The 16388-nt window shown below is 61.7% G+C and carries 13 protein-coding genes; 12 read left to right on the top strand and 1 reads right to left on the bottom strand.

What is annotated here, in order from left to right; all coding sequences use genetic code 11:
- The first annotated feature begins 66 nt into the window (after positions 1–66).
- The 10 genes from cydD (at position 67) to B8784_RS17075 (ending at position 12962) form a co-directional block, all read left to right on the top strand.
- Positions 67–1743: a thiol reductant ABC exporter subunit CydD gene (gene cydD / locus B8784_RS17120; RefSeq protein WP_143435609.1), complete on the top strand. Its 1677-nt coding sequence runs from the start codon at positions 67–69 to the stop codon at positions 1741–1743.
- Positions 1736–3370 (top strand): amino acid ABC transporter ATP-binding/permease protein, encoded by a 1635-nt coding sequence (locus B8784_RS17115; RefSeq protein ID WP_084399107.1) that lies wholly within the window; start codon positions 1736–1738, stop codon positions 3368–3370. Before cydD ends, B8784_RS17115 begins: the two co-directional genes overlap by 8 nt.
- Positions 3371–3732: 362 nt before the next feature.
- Positions 3733–4695 (top strand): glycosyltransferase family 2 protein, encoded by a 963-nt coding sequence (locus tag B8784_RS17110; RefSeq protein WP_084399106.1) that lies wholly within the window; start codon positions 3733–3735, stop codon positions 4693–4695.
- A 29-nt stretch (positions 4696–4724) separates the two neighbouring features.
- Positions 4725–5582 carry a glucose-1-phosphate cytidylyltransferase gene (gene rfbF, locus B8784_RS17105; RefSeq protein ID WP_084399105.1) on the top strand — a complete coding sequence of 286 codons (858 nt, stop codon included), beginning with the start codon at positions 4725–4727 and terminating at the stop codon, positions 5580–5582.
- Complete coding sequence (locus B8784_RS17100; RefSeq protein WP_084399104.1) at positions 5506–6561, top strand: NAD-dependent epimerase/dehydratase family protein; 1056 nt, start codon at positions 5506–5508, stop codon at positions 6559–6561. The genes rfbF and B8784_RS17100 overlap by 77 nt, the downstream gene beginning before the upstream one ends.
- Before the next feature lie 22 nt (positions 6562–6583).
- Positions 6584–7831, top strand: a complete 1248-nt coding sequence (locus tag B8784_RS17095; protein WP_407646493.1) for a class I SAM-dependent methyltransferase — start codon at positions 6584–6586, stop codon at positions 7829–7831.
- 14 nt (positions 7832–7845) lie between these two features.
- A complete protein-coding gene (locus B8784_RS17090) occupies positions 7846–9063 on the top strand; it encodes a class I SAM-dependent methyltransferase (RefSeq protein WP_084399102.1) in 1218 nt (405 codons plus the stop codon).
- Positions 9064–9131: 68 nt separating this feature from the next.
- On the top strand, positions 9132–9506 hold the full coding sequence (locus tag B8784_RS17085; RefSeq protein WP_143435608.1) for a VanZ family protein: 375 nt from the start codon (positions 9132–9134) through the stop codon (positions 9504–9506).
- 130 nt (positions 9507–9636) lie between these two features.
- Positions 9637–10932 (top strand): ATP-grasp domain-containing protein, encoded by a 1296-nt coding sequence (locus tag B8784_RS17080; RefSeq protein ID WP_084399100.1) that lies wholly within the window; start codon positions 9637–9639, stop codon positions 10930–10932.
- Positions 10933–10940: 8 nt separating this feature from the next.
- Positions 10941–12962, top strand: coding sequence for a CocE/NonD family hydrolase (locus tag B8784_RS17075; protein WP_407646492.1), 2022 nt, complete (start codon positions 10941–10943; stop codon positions 12960–12962).
- Positions 12963–13038: 76 nt separating this feature from the next.
- Here B8784_RS17075 and B8784_RS17070 read toward each other — a convergent pair whose 3' ends face one another.
- On the bottom strand, positions 13039–13926 hold the full coding sequence (locus B8784_RS17070) for a c-type cytochrome (RefSeq protein ID WP_158085729.1): 888 nt from the start codon (positions 13924–13926) through the stop codon (positions 13039–13041).
- A 45-nt stretch (positions 13927–13971) separates the two neighbouring features.
- Between B8784_RS17070 and istA the strand changes: the two genes are divergently transcribed.
- Both istA and istB read left to right on the top strand, forming a co-directional pair.
- Positions 13972–15459, top strand: a complete 1488-nt coding sequence (gene istA, locus B8784_RS17065) for an IS21 family transposase (RefSeq protein WP_169712612.1) — start codon at positions 13972–13974, stop codon at positions 15457–15459.
- A complete protein-coding gene (gene istB / locus B8784_RS17060; RefSeq protein WP_084396756.1) occupies positions 15456–16220 on the top strand; it encodes an IS21-like element helper ATPase IstB in 765 nt (254 codons plus the stop codon). The genes istA and istB overlap by 4 nt, the downstream gene beginning before the upstream one ends.
- Positions 16221–16388: the final 168 nt, after the last annotated feature.

Below are 16388 nucleotides of genomic sequence, written 5' to 3'. Positions count from 1 at the left end.
AAATTATGTGCGAGTGCACAAAAAGTCGCATACGAGATACCACTTAACTTGGATAAGACGCGCCGCATGACGGATGGTAGCGAAAAAACCGCGAAGTCCCAGGGGCGGGAGGCGCTGAAACGCTGGAGCGCGCCGGCGCGGGGCGACATGATCACCGGACTTGCCTTTCAGCTCGTCGCTGTGGGGGGCTGGATCGCCATTTCGCTCGGTGTGGCCATAAGCGTCGGGGCCGCTGCCGAAGGAGGGCGAGCCACGCATGGGCTTATTATCGCAGCGATTGGCGTTTTCGTTCGAGCCGTCTGTGGCTGGCTGGCGGAAGGGCGCTTCAGTGAGGCGGGCCGCAAAATGGTCTCGGCGGCGCGCGGCGAAGTTCTCGACAAGATTTCGGACTCTGGCGCGGGCCTACTGCTTGGGGCGACGGCGGGGGCACGCACATCGCAGATTATCGACCGCACCGCACAGCTTGAAGGCCACGCTGCGCGATGGGCGCCGGGGATCCGTCTTTCCGTAGCAGCGCCACTTGTCATTCTTGTCGCCGTTGCCATGCAGTCCTGGCTCGCCGCTGCCTTGCTTCTGGTCTCGGTCCTGGTACTGCCGGTCTTCATCTGGCTGACGGCGAGCGGGACGGCAGCGGAAGCCCGCGCGCAGCAGGGGGCGCTCGATACCCTGTCGGGTGTTTTCCAGGCACGTGCTGCGCAAGCGGGGCTCATCCGGGCCTTCCGCGCGATCGGGCGGGAAACGGCCGTCATTGCCGCGCGCGCCGAGGATCTCCGCCAGCGCACGCTCGCCATCCTGCGTGTGGCTTTCCTGTCGACCGCCGTGCTTGAATTTTTCGCCTCGATCTCGATTGCGCTTGTCGCAGTCTATGTTGGCTTCAAACTGCTCGGTATCTTTCCTTTTGCGACGGGGGAGACACTGACCCTGACCGAGGGCTTGGCCGCGCTCATGCTCGCCCCGGAATTCTTCGCCCCCATCCGGCGCCTGTCGAGCTTGCACCATGATCGCGCCGATGCCGCTGCAGCCGCGCAATTCCTGTCTGGCTGGATGGATGCGCAGTCTACACGCGCAGAGCCGCCGCGCCGTCTGCCTGAGACCGCTCCAGTTATCGCGTTTGACGGGGTGAGCCTGGCTTGGCCGGACGGAAGCACTGCACTGCAGGGATTAAGTTTCGAGGCGCATCCCGGAAAACTTGTCGCGCTCACCGGCCCGTCCGGCGCGGGAAAATCGACCTGCCTGCTGGCCCTGCTTGGCCACGCGCAATGTGTGGCTGGTGCGATCACCGTGGATGGCAGGCCGCTTTCAAAAAGGGAAAGCCTTTCCCCGATTGCAGCTTATGCACGTCAGACGCCCTGGCTCATGGAAGGCACCCTTGCCGAGAACATCGCCATTGCCCGGCCCCAGGCGTCCCGCGAAGAGATCGAAGCTGCGGCGACCCGCGTCGGGCTTGGCGGAGGAGCGGGGGGACTGGATCGTCCACTCGCCCGGTTCGGGAGCGGCCTTTCGGGCGGACAGCGCCAGCGTCTCGCTCTTGCGCGGGCTGTTCTAATGGATGCCCCGCTCATCCTGCTGGACGAGCCGACAGCCCATCTCGACGCAGACGCTGAGGCCGATCTGATCGCGCTCATCCGGTCACTTGCGCCCGGGCGAACCATCCTCGTCGCGAGCCATTCGCCGGTACTGGTCGAGAGCGCAGACGCGGTCGTCACGCTGGAGCCACGGTCAGGTGAGGTGGCGCATGTTTGAGCTTTGGCGTCTGCTCGGGTCTCCGGCCAAGGGGCGATTTGCCGCTGCGCTCGGCCTGTCGGCTGCGGCCGGGGCGGCGGGTATCGTCCTGCTCGGCCTGTCGGGCTGGTTCCTCACGGCCGCGGCCCTGGCGGGCCTCTCAGGCGGCGGATACGTCTTCAATCATCTGTATCCGAGCGCTGGGGTGCGTGCGTCTGCCTTTGCCCGTGTGCTGACGAGGTATGGCGAGCAGCTGATCGGCCATGATGCGACGCTTGGGCTTTCGGCCCGCCTGAGGCCCGCCCTGTTTGAAGCTGAGGCAGGCCGGCGGCGGGGTTTTACGCCGCTGCCAGCCTCGGATCTTTCCGCCATCATCGACGATGTCAGTACAGCCGAAGCGGGCTTTCTGCGGGTTTTGAGCCCTCTTGCCGCGCTCGGCGCCAGTGTTCTGGTTGCGCTTGGCTTTGCCTTTGCGGCAGACGGGATTGGCGGGTTCGTCGCCCTTGCCGCCTTTGCGCTGGTGGGCTTTCTGCTGCCCTGGCAATTGACCCGTCGAGGCAGACGTAACGCTCAAATTCTTGCGGAGAAGGCTGAAGGCGCGCGCGAGGAAACCGCGCGGCTTGTCGAGAATGCCGTCGAGCTGGAAACCATGGGGGCGCTCTCGCGGGCCAGTGAAGGGGTGCGTGCGACCTTGGATGACTGGCTCGACCTGCGCCTGGCTGGAGACCTGCCCTTCCAGCGCCTCTCCGTCCTCACCGGGATGGCAGGCGCGCTCACCGCGCTATTCCTGGTCTGGCGAGGCACGACGGGCGAGGCAGACCTCGCCTTAAGCGTCGCTGCCGCGCTTGCCCTGATCGCGGCCATGGATGCGACCGCCGCCATGGTCGCCATTCTGAACGCGGCGAGTACATCGGCGCGGGCGGCCCAGCGTCTCGTGAAACGCCTTGAGCGGTCCGAAGCCGACTGGAACCCGTCGAAAAGTAAGGCGCAAGTTCTGAAAAGCCTCTTTCCGATAGAGGCTGGTGATCTCGTGGCTTCGGCAGATGACGAGGCTCCCCAGATCGGGCCTGTCTCCTTCACGCTCCATGCGGGCGAGGTGATCCAGCTTGTCGGGCCCTCTGGCGGCGGGAAGTCAACTCTGGCTGAAACGCTGATGCGCCTTCATCCAACGGTGTCCGGCCGTCTTTCTTATGGAGGCGTACCGGCCGAACGCCTGCGCCTTGCCAGCGTCCTGGCTGAGATGGCCTATGCGCCGCAATTGCCGGCTTTTCTGCCGGGCACCCTGCGCGACCAGTTCTTGCTGGCAAAGCCGGATGCAAGCGATGAGGAGATCGAGACGGCCCTCTTTACGGCTTGCGCCGACACGTTTGTCGCTGACAGCCCACGCGGGCTCGACAGTCTCTTTACTGAAACCGACCAGCCCTTTTCCGGCGGGGAGCTCCGGCGGATCGGGATTGCCAGGGCCCTGCTCGTCAGGCCCGCTCTTCTCATTCTCGATGAGCCTTTTGCCGGATTGGATCCCGCTCTTGCCGAGCGCCTTAAGGATCGGCTGTCGGACTGGCAGAAAGCGGGGGAAAGAAGCCTTCTTCTTCTGGGGCACGCCCCCGTTCCGTTGCCCGGCTGTGCCGGCTCGGTCATATGGCTTTGACGACATTATTGATTTTTGGAGCGACGCCATGGCGCTCACTTTTCCGAGAGGCGAAGAGGGCGCGTTTCTATCGGGAATGTGGGGCTCCGGTAACCTCAGATATATCCTTGTCTTTCAAGCCGAACGCTGGCGTTGCCCTGCCGGGGCGGGCTTTCCGGCCTCTTTCGCGTGAGAGGTGAAGTGGGCGGATTTGTCACTTCCGGTACAAGGAAATTGCTGGACTCCTCTCCGAGTTGGACGTAGCAAAATATGAGGGAAGACGGCAGTTGGGGAACTGCTGTTTGAGCATACCGGTCATTGTCTGGGTGTGACGAAGCACAGCTTCGGTCGGGTTAGCCGTAAGGGGAAGACAGAGGGACATCATGACATCTTCAAGCGCACGCGTCACGCTTGCCATGCCCGTCTATAACGGGGCGAATTTCATTGCCGAGGCGATTGAATCCATCCTCGCACAGACTTGGACCGACTTTGAACTGATCGTCACCGACAATGCGTCCGACGATGAAACACGTGCCATTGTTGAACGCTTCGCCAGCGCTGATGAGCGAGTGCGTTATGTCCGTAATGAGCGCAATATCGGCGCTGCCGCGAACTATAATCGCGGCTTTGAACTGGGCTCTGGCGAATATATCAAATGGTGCGCGCATGACGACCGGTTGAGCCCGAATTTCCTGGAAGCTTGCGTTGCCACACTCGATGCCGATCCCTCTCTGGCTGTGGCTTTTGCCTCGACCACAGGTATCGACCTGGAGGGCAATGAGATTCCACCTACAGGTCTGGAAACACAGTCTATTCTCTCTGACGATCCGGCCCAGCGTTTTCGGGAAGCGATCACGATGAGCGGGACCTGTTTTCCGATTTTCGGTGTGTTTCGGCGTGACCAGCTTGAGCGCTCGACCCTGCACCGGTCCTATTATGGGTCAGACCGGGCCCTGCTTGCCGAAATGGCGATTTTTGGCGGCTACAAGCGGGTCGAAGAAGCGATTTTCTATAATCGGGAGCATCCGGTCCGCTCCATCAATATTGACGACAAGGTCGCACGCAGCAAATGGCAAAACGGCCAGGCCAGCCGCCTGGCGGCGGCCGAACACATCAATCTTGCGCGGCACCTTTTCGAGATTGCCGGGCGCCATGGCGACATTGTCTCGCCGGGGCGTCTGCGCCGGGTGCTTTGGGCACGCAGTTTGCATCCTCGAGAGCTCGGGCGTTACGGCCTGGAATTGACCAGCATGGTCTCGCCGAAACTGGCCGTTGGCCTGAAAACGGCCTTCTCGCGGCCACATCAGGGGTCGTCGAACCGGCAGCAGGAAACGGCGAGCCATTGAGCTAACGAGCAGAGTAGGATTTTGGGGACATGAAAGTAGGTATTCTCGCAGGCGGACTTGGCTCGCGGCTTTCAGAAGAGACCGATATCCGGCCCAAGCCGATGGTCGAGATCGGTGGCATGCCGATCCTCTGGCACATCATGAAGATTTACGCCCATTACGGCATCAAGGATTTCGCCGTCGCGCTGGGCTACAAGGGCGATTACATCAAGCGCTGGTTCCGTGACTATCACGGCATAGCCGGCTCGGTGACCATCCAGACCCGCTCCGGCCAACTGACCCAGCATGCTGACACCTCCGTCGAGGACTGGTCTGTCGATCTCGTGGAGACCGGCGCCAGCACCGGCACAGGCGGCCGCATCAAGCGCCTTGCTCCCTGGCTGGGTGACGAAACGGCGCTGGTGACGTGGGGCGACGGGGTGGCCGATGTCGATATCGGCAAGCTGCTCGAATTTCACCGCTCGCACGGCAAGCTGGCTACGCTGACGGCAGTCCGCCCGCCGGCGCGCTATGGCCACCTCAATTTCGACGGCGACATGATCACCACTTTCACCGAAAAGCCCCAGATCGGCGAAGGCTGGATCAATGGCGCCTTCTTCGTGCTTGAGCCGGGCGTGATGGACTATATCGACGGTGACGACACGATGTTTGAACAGGCCCCGCTTTCGCGTCTCGCGGCGGATGGCCAGCTCATGGCATACCGGCACACCTCCTTCTGGCAGTGCATGGATACGATGCGCGAAAAGCAAATTCTCAATGATCTCTGGGCGGCTGGAAAAGCGCCCTGGAAAGTATGGAAGGATGAACGCAATGAAAGTGCTGGTTACAGGCCATATGGGGTACATCGGAACGGTGCTGACTCCTCTCCTGCTCGCGCGCGGGCATGAGGTCCACGGCCTAGACAGCGATCTCTTCGCAGCCTGCACCTTCATCGGCGACATCGCGGAAATTCCCGCCTGGAAACAGGATGTCCGCGACTTCGTGGCCGCGCCCGACGCCACCGAAAGACTTCGTGGTTTCGATGCGATCATCCATCTTGCCGGCCTGTCGAACGACCCGCTCGGCGATTATCGCCCAGAGCTGACGCAGACGATCAATGCCGACGCGTCCATCCGGATGGCGAGACTGGCCAAGGCTGCTGGTGTGCCCCGCTTTGTGTTCGCCTCGTCCTGCTCGAACTATGGCGCATCCAGTGACGAGTTCATTGCCGAGGATGGCGAGTTCAATCCCGTTACGCCGTATGGGGCCTCCAAGGTCGAGGTGGAACTGGCCGTACGCGATATTGCCGACGAGACGTTCAGCCCCACCTTCCTGCGCGCCTCGACCGCCTATGGCGTCTCGCCGCGCCTGCGCTTCGATCTGGTGGTGAACAATCTCACGGCCTGGGCCTTCACCACCGGGGAGGTTCATCTCAAGAGCGACGGATCGCCCTGGCGTCCGATCGTGCATGTGGAGGACATTGCGCGCGCCTACATGGCGACGATCGAGGCGCCCCGCGAAGATGTCCATCTGGAAGCATTCAATGTCGGCCAGACAACCGAGAACTACCAGATCCGCGAGATCGCCGAGATCGTGCGCGATGTGGTGCCGGGCTCGAAGGTTGGCTTCGCTTCGGATGCCGGGCCCGACAAGCGCAATTATCGCGTCGACTGCAACCACATTGCGCGCAAGCTGCATGGCTTCAAGCCGCAATGGACTTGCCGGCGAGGGGTCGCGCAGCTTCTGGATGCCTATCGCGCAACCGGAGTAACGCTCGATGAATTCGAGGGGGAGCGGTTCAAGCGCATCGCGCACATCAAGCGGCGCATCGCCGAAGGCACCCTGACCGGGGAACTGAAGACAGCTGGCCAGCTCGAAACGGCCTGAGAGAGACGACATGGCAGACACGATGATGCAGCCGAAGACGCTGTCGAAAACCGAAACAACGTGCCGGTCCTGCGGCTCCGAGGCACTCACGCCGTTTCTGGACCTTGGCGTCACGCCGCTGGCTGACCGGCTCATTCGTCCTTCCGACAAGGGCAAGGAAGAACTGACCTTCCCGCTCGTCGTCGCTGTCTGCCCGGACTGTTCGCTCGTGCAGATCACCGAGACGGTGGACCCTGAAGTCCTGTTTGCTGATGAGTATCCCTATTATTCCTCTTTCCTGCCGGCGCTGATGGCGCATTCGCATGCCAATGTTCTGGCGCGTCTCGAGGAAAAGCCGCTTGGCGCCGACAGTCTTGTGGTCGAGCTGGCCAGTAATGACGGCTATCTGCTGCGCAATTATGTCGAGGCCGGCGTGCCTGTCCTCGGCATCGACCCGGCCGATGGCCCGGCGGCGGTGGCCGAAAAGGCCGGTGTGCGCACGCTGAACGACTTCTTCACTCGCGATCTGGCCAGCAAGGTCGTCGAGGAATACGGCGCTGCCGACATCGTTCACGGCAATAATGTCCTCGCCCACGTTGCCGATACGAACGGCTTCGTGGCGGGCATCCGCACCATTCTCAAGCCGGATGGCGTCGCCGTCATCGAGATGCCCTATCTGCGTCCGCTGATGGAGCATGTCGAGTTCGACACGATTTATCACGAGCATCTCTGCTACTTTTCGCTGACGGCGCTCGACAATCTCTTCCGTCGCCACGGGCTCTATCTGAACCGGGTCGAACAATTGACCATCCATGGCGGGTCGTTGCGCATCTTCGTCCAGCCCTTCGAAGCGGTCGAGGACAGCGTGAAGACGATGCTTGCCGAGGAGAAAACGATTGGTCTCGACACCCCGGCCTTTTTCGAAGGGTTTTCGAAACGCGTCGAGCAGCTTCGCACCGACCTCACCGGCATGATCAAGGACCTGCGGGCCAAGGGTCACTCGGTTGCCGCCTATGGCGCGGCGGCGAAGGGGGCCACCATGCTGAATTTCTGCGGCCTGGATGCCAGCCAGATTGATTTCGTGGTCGACCGCAACGTCAACAAGCAGGGCTGGCTGATGCCCGGCGCGCACCTGCCGATCCGCGAGCCCGAAGCGCTGGTCGCCGAGCAACCCGACTTCGTGCTGATGCTGGCCTGGAATTTCGCTGACGAGATCCTTGAGCAGCAGGCCGACTACCGGGCCGCTGGTGGACGGTTCATTATTCCGGTCCCGACCCCAAGAATTGTCTAGAAGGATACCCCGCCGTGGCTGCTGATACTGCTCCGCTTCAACAGATCTCCGAAACGGCCAGCCAGGCTGCTTGCCCGAGCTGTGGATCCGGCGAGACCAATCTGTTCTACGCCCTCGATGATGTGCCGACCAATTCCTGCATCCTCTTCTCCACGAAGGAGGAGGCACTTGCCTGCAAGACTGGCGAGATCCGTCTGTGCCATTGTCCGGAGTGCGGCTTCATCTTCAATGCCGCCTTCACCCAGGCCCTGACGGAATATTCCGGGCGGTATGAAGAGACGCAGGGCTTCTCGCCGACCTTTTCGAAATTCCATACCAATCTCGCCAAACGCCTGATCGCGCGCCACGACATCCATGAGCGCCGCGTCATGGAAATCGGGTGCGGCAAGGGGGAATTCCTGGTGCTGCTCTCGCAGCTCGGCGAGAATACCGGAACGGGGATCGATCCAAGCGCCATTCCTGAGCGTCTTGAAGGTGTCGCTGGTGCCGAGCGCGTGACGCTCATCCCGGAATATTTCGACCCGGCCCATTGCGAGACAGAACCGGATTTCCTGTGCTGCAAGATGACGCTGGAGCACATCACCAATACCGCCCAGTTCATCCGGCAGATCCGCGACGGCCTTACCGAAGAGGGCGGTACGACCGTCTTCTTCCAGATCCCGGAATCGCTGCGCATCCTGCGCCATTGCGCCTTTGAGGACATTTATTACGAGCACTGCTCCTATTTCACGCCGGGCTCGCTGGGCCGGCTGTTCCGCAGCTGCGATTTCCGCGTAATGGATATCTCGACGGAGTATGACGACCAGTATCTGACGATCGAGGCCGTGCCCGGGTCTGGTGGCGAGACGCTCGATATCGAGGATGACCTCGACGAAATTGCATCCCTCGTGGCTACCTTCCCGGATCGGGTCGAAGCAGCCAAGCAGGACTGGCAGAGCGTTGTCGACGCCGCCAAGGCTCGCGGCGAAACCGTCCTGCTCTGGGGCTCAGGCTCGAAGGCGGTATCCTTCCTGACGTCGCTCGGTCTTGGCGACAAGGTGGATCACGTTACCGACATCAATCCAAACCGGCACAATCATTACATGCCGGGCACCGGCCAGCGCATCGTGCCGCCGGCCGAACTCGCAGAGATCAAGCCGGACCTCGTCATCATCATGAACCGGATTTATGAGGACGAGATCACAGCCGACCTGAAGGCCCTCGGCCTGTCGCCGGCCATCAAGTGTCTGTAAGCCGGACGAGCCTTTTTCGTCTGGCAGGGCTGGCGGGTGTTGCGCTCATCGTTTTGGCGTTTGCGCTTGTGCCAGGCTGGACCCATCCGTTTGGAGACAAGACCGAACACATACTGGCCTTTGCCGTGATGACGTTCCTGTGCCTGCGCTCCAGGACGTTTCTGGCGCGCCCGGCCATTCTCCTGCCCTTCATGGTCTTCGGGGCCCTGGGCATCGAGGCCATGCAGCAACTTTTTTCTCCTTCGCGTACGGCGAGCATGAGCGATGTGTCGGCCTCCCTGATCGGGATCATTGCGGGAGTCGTGGTCGCTGAGGTCAGAGGGCGGCGCCTTTTCCTCGCGCTGGCCGGTCTCGTGGTCTTCGCCCTCTGCACGAACTGGGCGATCAATGTCGGTCGCTATCAGCTGGGCGGCCTTATGACAGGGCAAAGCAGCACCCCATAAATCACACTGCCTCGCTTGGCTCTTGAGCGATCTCAAACATGCAGGCTGTCGCATGTGCGACTCCTCTCCAAACACTTTGCGATGGAAGAGCCTCTGATGTGGGGCTGCGCTTCCGGAAGACTGGAGAGGCATGAAAAAGAACATCTTCGTGATCGGTCTGGAGCCGTTCAATCTGCGTCTGTTGCAGAAGGTCCATCATGCCGAGACGTATGAGTTCCACGGCCTTCTCGACTATGACTCCGTTACATTTGATCCGGATATGGATGCCGAGACGTTGCTCGAACACGCTTTCGAACAGCTCGACGCCTTTCCGGGCACAGTCGATGCAATTGTCGGCTATTGGGATTTTCCCACTGTCCTGATGATGCCGATCATACGGAAACGCTACGGCTTGCCGGGACCGAGCCTGGAAAGTGTCCTCAAGTGCGAGCACAAATACTGGGCGCGTCAGAAACAGGCAGAGGTGTTGCCGGAGTGCGTACCATCCTTCGCGCTGGTTGACCCTTTCGATGAGGCGGCAGCTGATCAGCCGCCCTTACCCTATCCCTTCTGGATCAAGCCGGTGAAGGCCCATTCTTCGCTTTTGGGATTCCGTGTGAACGATATCGAGGACTATCGCCACGCCCTGGAGGCAAACCGCAAGGGTATTCATATCTTTGCGAAAAGCATGACCCAGATCATGGGGCATGCAGAGATTCCGGACGAGTTTGCGGGAATGGATGGCTGGAAGTGTATCGCGGAGAGCATCATCTCTGCGGGGCGTCAGTGTACGCTGGAGGGCTATGTCTATCAGGGCACGCCGGAAGTGTATGGCACGGTCGACTCCGTGCGCGGGCCCAACCGCTCAAGCTTCGAGCGTTACGAATATCCATCGATCCTGCCTGTGACAGTTCGCGAGCGAATGATCGAGGCCGCCAAGCGCCTCGTCACCCATGTCGGCCTGGATAACACTCCCTTCAATATGGAGTTCTACTGGAATAGCCGCACCGACCACATCTGGCTTCTGGAGACCAATGCGCGCATTTCCAAGTCTCACAGCCCGATGTTCGAGAAGGTCGAAGGCGTGCCGCACAAGGAGGTGATGGTCGATGTCGCGCTTGGGCGGAAACCGGAATACCCGCTGGGGGAGGGCGCGTACCGGCATGCCGCGAAGTTCATGCTGCGCCACTATGACCGGGGCCGGGACGGTCTCGTCACCCGAGCGCCGGGCTCAGAGGAAGTAAGCGAGATCGAGCGGCAGTTTCCGGGCTGCGAGATCAGTCCGCATGTCAGTGAAGGCATGCATCTGCAGGACTCCCACATGCGCGACAGTTACAGCACTGAACTGGCCGACATCTTTGTCGGCGCACAGAGCCATCATACCTTGATGCACACCTATCATGAGATCGTCGACGCGCTGAACATCAAGATCTCGGACCTGCCATGAGCCCGGCATTGCAAGAGGTTACCGATACCCCGCGCGAAGTGGAGGTCCATGAAACGGTCTGGATCCCACTTTCCGACGGGACCCGGCTGGCTGCCCGTATCTGGCGGCCGGTCGACGCCATAGACAAGCCGGTCCCGGCAATCCTGGAATATATTCCCTACCGCCGGCGCGATTTCACCCGCCTGCGTGACTCCATCATGCATCCTTATATTGCCGGCCACGGCTATGCCTGTGTACGGGTGGACCTGCGCGGCAGCGGCGATTCCGATGGCATCCTGCGCGACGAATACCTCCAGCAGGAGCTGGAGGACGGGGTCGAGGTTATCCGCTGGCTGGCGGCCCAACCCTGGTGTAGCGGCGATGTTGGCATGATCGGGATTTCCTGGGGTGGCTTCAACGGACTGCAGATCGCGGCCCTGCAACCGCCCGAACTCAAGGCTGTTATCACCGTCTGTTCGACCGATGACCGCTATGCAGACGATATCCACCATATGGGGGGCTGCCTGCTGGGCGATAATTTGTCCTGGGCCGCGGTGATGTTTGCCTACAATTCGCTGCCGCCCGATCCGGACGTCGTAGGCGAGCGTTGGCGCGAGATGTGGCATCAGCGTTTGGAGGGCAGTGGCTTGTGGCTTGGCCAGTGGCTGCGCCATCAGCGCCGGGACGCCTACTGGAAACATGGCTCGATCTGCGAGGACTTCTCCGCTGTGAAATGCCCGGTCTTTGCCGTCAGTGGCTGGGCGGACGGCTATTCCAATGCAGTCTTTCGGCTGCTGGCCAATCTGGAGGGGCCGCGTAAGGGGCTGATCGGGCCCTGGAGCCATAAATATCCTCATCTGGGGGAGCCCGGCCCCGCCATTGGCTTCCTGCAGGAAGCGCTGCGCTGGTGGGACAAGTGGCTGAAGGGCGTGGAGACCGGGGTGATGGACGAGCCGATGTTGCGCGCCTGGATGCAGGACAGCGTGCCGCCCACCACGAGTTACACGATACGGCCTGGCCGTTGGGTGGGCGAATCCTCATGGCCGTCCCCCGATATCGAGGATCGGCGTTACACGCTGACGCCATGGCGTCTCGCGGAAGACGTGGACGTCCTCGTCGAAACGGCGCTTACGATTCAGTCTCCGCTGACGGTCGGCCTGTTTGCCGGCAAATGGTGTTCCTATGCTTCCGGACCCGACCTCGCGCATGATCAGCGCGAGGAGGATGGCGGGGCACTCGTCTTCGAGTCAGACCCGCTCGACACGCCGCTTGAAATCCTTGGCGCGCCTTTCCTCGAGCTGGAGCTGACATGTGACCAGCCCGTCGCAATGGTGGCGGCGCGCCTGTCCGATGTCGCGCCAGACGACAAGGCGACGCGCGTCACCTATGGCCTGCTCAATCTCACCCACCGTGATGATAGCGAGCATCCTGCCCCGCTGGAGCCGGGCAAGCGCTATCGTGTTCGCGTCAAACTCAATGATGCCGCCCATGCTTTCCCGGAAGGCCATCGGATACGGCTTTCCCTGTCGACCTCCTACTGGCCGCTCGCCTGGGCGCCGCCGAAACCGGCGCGGCTGACGGTCATTGCGGGTGCCAGTTCTTTTGTTCTCCCCGCGCGGAAACCAAGACCGGAGGATTTGGATTTGCCGGCTTTCGGACCGCCGATAGGGGCGACGGCTGAGGCCCGCGAAGTGGTCGAGGCTGGCCATCATAACTGGCTGGTCCATCGGGATCTGGCAAAAGACGAGTCGACGCTGGAAGTGACCAATGATCACGGCGTGTTTCATATCGAGGCCATTGACCTGACGGTCGGTCACAGCACGCGAGAGACCTATTCCTCACAGGCTGATGACTTCACCTCACTACGCGGGGAGGTGACATCTGTGCGCTCACTTCAGCGTGGTGACTGGCACGTTCGAACCAAGACGCGTACCGTTCTCACAGCCTCGGAAACCGGCTTCCATATCCAGGCCGATCTCGATGCATTCGAAGGCGACAAGCGGGTCGCCTGCAAGAGCTGGGACCGGCACATTCCGCGCGACTTCGTCTGAACGCGCACATTTGTCAAAGCCCGGCAGCCTGACCTGAGGCGTTCAAGGCGCATAAGCGCCGTTGATTAGGGCACCTTCACCGGACGATGGACATGCCTGTGATGTTCTTCTCCTCATCGAGCTCCGGGTCCTTGGCCTGAGCGCGGATGTATTGTCGCAAGGCGTTGAGATCATTGTCACTCAGCGCCGCAAATTTCGGCATTCCAGCGGGAAGAAGCGCACCCTCGCGCACCACGGCATTGAACGTCTCGGGATTCACGATCATGGATGAGTAGCGCAGGTCCGGAGCGCGGCCGCCAGAGACGGCGTTATAGCCATGGCAGACCGAGCACATTCCGGCGTATTGCTTGGCACCAAGTTGCTCGAGCTCTGGGTTCGGCTCATAGTCTGGGTCTTCCGGCTTCTGCAGGTCGACCACGGTGCGCGGCGGCAGGGTGGCCTCACCATCGAGGGCGAAGGTCAGGACCCGGCGGTCCATGCTGCGATAGTCCAGCCCCAGGCTCTGTACCATATGGCCCCAGGCTGACGGGACGCCGCTCGTGCCGGTCAGGATGGTGACATATTGCTTGCCATCGACGGCATAGGTCACAGGGGCAATAACGGCAGGGGCCTTCATGTCGTAGGACCAGACCTCTTCGCCGGTTGCCGCATCATAGGCGCTGAAATAGCCATCCACCGCGCCCTGGAAGACCAGCCCCCCGCCTGTCGCCATGACGCCGGCCGGCACCATACGGTCGGCCTGGACGCGCCAGACCCGCTCCTGTTTGACCGGGTCCCAGGCAAGCAGGGCGGCGGTCGCCTCTTCGGGCCGGTCGGAACTCTCGACGTTGCCGGTTGTATCGACACCGGTCGTCATCTGGCCGTGCTCCGGGTCCCATGTGGTGACATCTGAGAACGGCGGTGCAAAATTAGACCACGGTAGCGCCGTCGTATTGGCGGTGCGGGCGGCGTAAAAGTCGTCCACTTTTTCCCTTCTTGCGGCAGCAGGGAGGGCGAGGAGATTTACACCGTGGAACTTTATCTGAAGGTCAGGCTGGCGCGCAGCGAGGGGATGAGCCAGCGGGATCTGGCGCGCCATTTCAACATATCGCGCGACAGCGTTCGCAAGATGTTGGCGTTCTCATCGCCGCCGGGATACCGGCGCACGAAGGAGATCAAGCGTCCCAAGCTTGATGGGTTCAGCGAGATCATCGACGGCTGGCTTGAAGAGGACAAGAAGTTGCCTCGCAAGCAGCGCCACACAGCGAAGCGGATCCACGAGCGGCTCAAGGCGGAACACGAGTTCACCGGCGGCTATACGATTATCAAGGACTACGTTCGGCAGCGTGAACGACGCACCCGTGAGATGTTCGTGCCGCTGGCGCATCCGCCGGGCCATGCGCAAGCCGATTTTGGCGAAGCGTTGGTTGTGATCGGGGGTGTCGAACAAAAGGCCCACTTCTTCGTCCTGGATTTGCCGCACAGCGATGCCTACTTCGTGCGGGCCTATCCGGCGGCGACGGCGGAGGCCTGGATGGACGGGCATGTGCATGCCTTTGCCTTCTTTGGCGGGGTGCCTCTGTCGGTTCTCTATGACAACGACCGTTGCCTGGTCTCGAAGATCCAGCCGGATGGGACACGGGTCCGCGCGACGCAGTTCAGCGGATTGCTGTCGCACTACCTGTTCCGAGACCGCTACGGGCGGCCGGGCAAAGGGAATGACAAGGGCAATGTCGAGGGGATGGTGGGCTACGTGCGCCGCAACCACATGGTGCCGATCCCCCACTTCCCGGATTGGGAGAGCTTCAACGCCTACCTTGAAGAGCAGTGCCGTGCCCGTCAGGGCGACACCTTGCGTGGGCACACGGAGATGATCGGCGCGCGCCTGCAGCGGGATCTGGCCGAGATGCGCCCCTTGCCAGCCGCCCCCTTTGAGGCCTGCGCACAGGCCAGCGGCCGGGTGAGCTCCCAGTCTTTGGTCCGCTACAACACCAACGATTACTCGGTCCCCGTGGCCTATGGCCATCAGGATGTGTGGGTGCGGGCCTATGTCGATCAGGTGGTGATTGGCTGCCGTGGGGACGTGATCGCACGCCATCCGCGGTGCTACGCGCGCGAGGACATGGTGTTCGATCCGATCCACTACCTCCCGCTGATCGAACGCAAGATCAATGCTTTGGATCAGGCTGCGCCCCTTGCGGAGTGGGACTTGCCAAAAGAGTTCGACACGCTGCGCCGCCTGATGGAAGCGCGCATGCTGAAGATAGGGCGCCGCGAGTATGTCCAGGTGCTGCGTCTTCTGGAGACCTTCGGCATGGAGGAGCTACACGCCGCCGTAAAGCAGGCCCTGAAGATGGGCGCGGTCGGCTTTGATGCTGTGAAGCATCTGGTTCTGTGTCAGGTCGAGAAGCGGCCACCACGGCTCGACCTCGACGTGTACCCCTACCTGCCACGGGCGCGGGTCGAGACGACCTCAGCGGCCAGCTACATGTCCCTGATGTCGGAGGCTGCGGAATGACCCATGCCCCCGAAATCCTGCTGGAGCATCACCTCAAGAGGCTGAAGCTTCCGACATTCCTGCGTGAGTATCAGAAGGTGGCGCGCCAATGCGCCGCCGAGGGCTTGGACCATGTCCAGTTCCTGACGCGCCTGGTCGAACTGGAGCTGATCGATCGCGAGCGACGGATGGTCGAGCGCCGCATCAAGGCGGCCAAGTTCCCGGCCACCAAAAGCCTCGACAGCTTCGACTTCAAGGCAATCCCCAAGCTCAACAAGATGCAGGTGCTGGAACTGGCGCGCTGCGACTGGATCGAACGGCGCGAGAACGTGATCGCCCTCGGCCCAAGCGGCACCGGCAAAACCCACGTCGCCCTCGGCCTGGGGCTCGCTGCTTGCCAGAAAGGGATGACGGTCAGCTTCACCACCGCCGCGGCCTTGGTCAACGAACTGATGGAGGCGCGCGACGAGCGTCGCCTGCTGCGGGTCCAAAAACAGATGGCCAACGCCAAGCTGCTGATCATCGACGAATTGGGCTTCGTCCCTCTCTCCAAAACCGGGGCCGAGCTGCTCTTTGAATTGATCTCGCAGCGCTACGAGCGCGGGGCTACGCTGATCACGAGCAACTTGCCCTTCGATGAATGGACGGAGACCTTCGGAACCGAGCGCCTGACCGGGGCGCTCCTCGACCGGCTGACCCACCACGTCAACATCCTCGAGATGAACGGCGAAAGTTATCGCCTGGCCCAAAGCCAGGCGCGAAAAGCCACCAAAACCTCCTGACCGACAATCCATGACTTGGCCCTCACGGGCCAAGGCGGCCAGTCAACCGCCAGCTATTTGGGGAGCGCGGTCGACTGGCCGCCAGCGCTCTATGCGCCCTTCACGCCCAACCCCAAAGTGGCCTACTTTTGCGCCGCCCTTTGGTCGGGTTTTACTCCGCCGTTGACA

Source organism: Henriciella aquimarina (genome assembly GCF_002088975.1).
In the GTDB taxonomy this organism is placed as follows: domain Bacteria; phylum Pseudomonadota; class Alphaproteobacteria; order Caulobacterales; family Hyphomonadaceae; genus Henriciella; species Henriciella aquimarina.
This window is presented reverse-complemented; position numbering and strand designations above follow the sequence as displayed.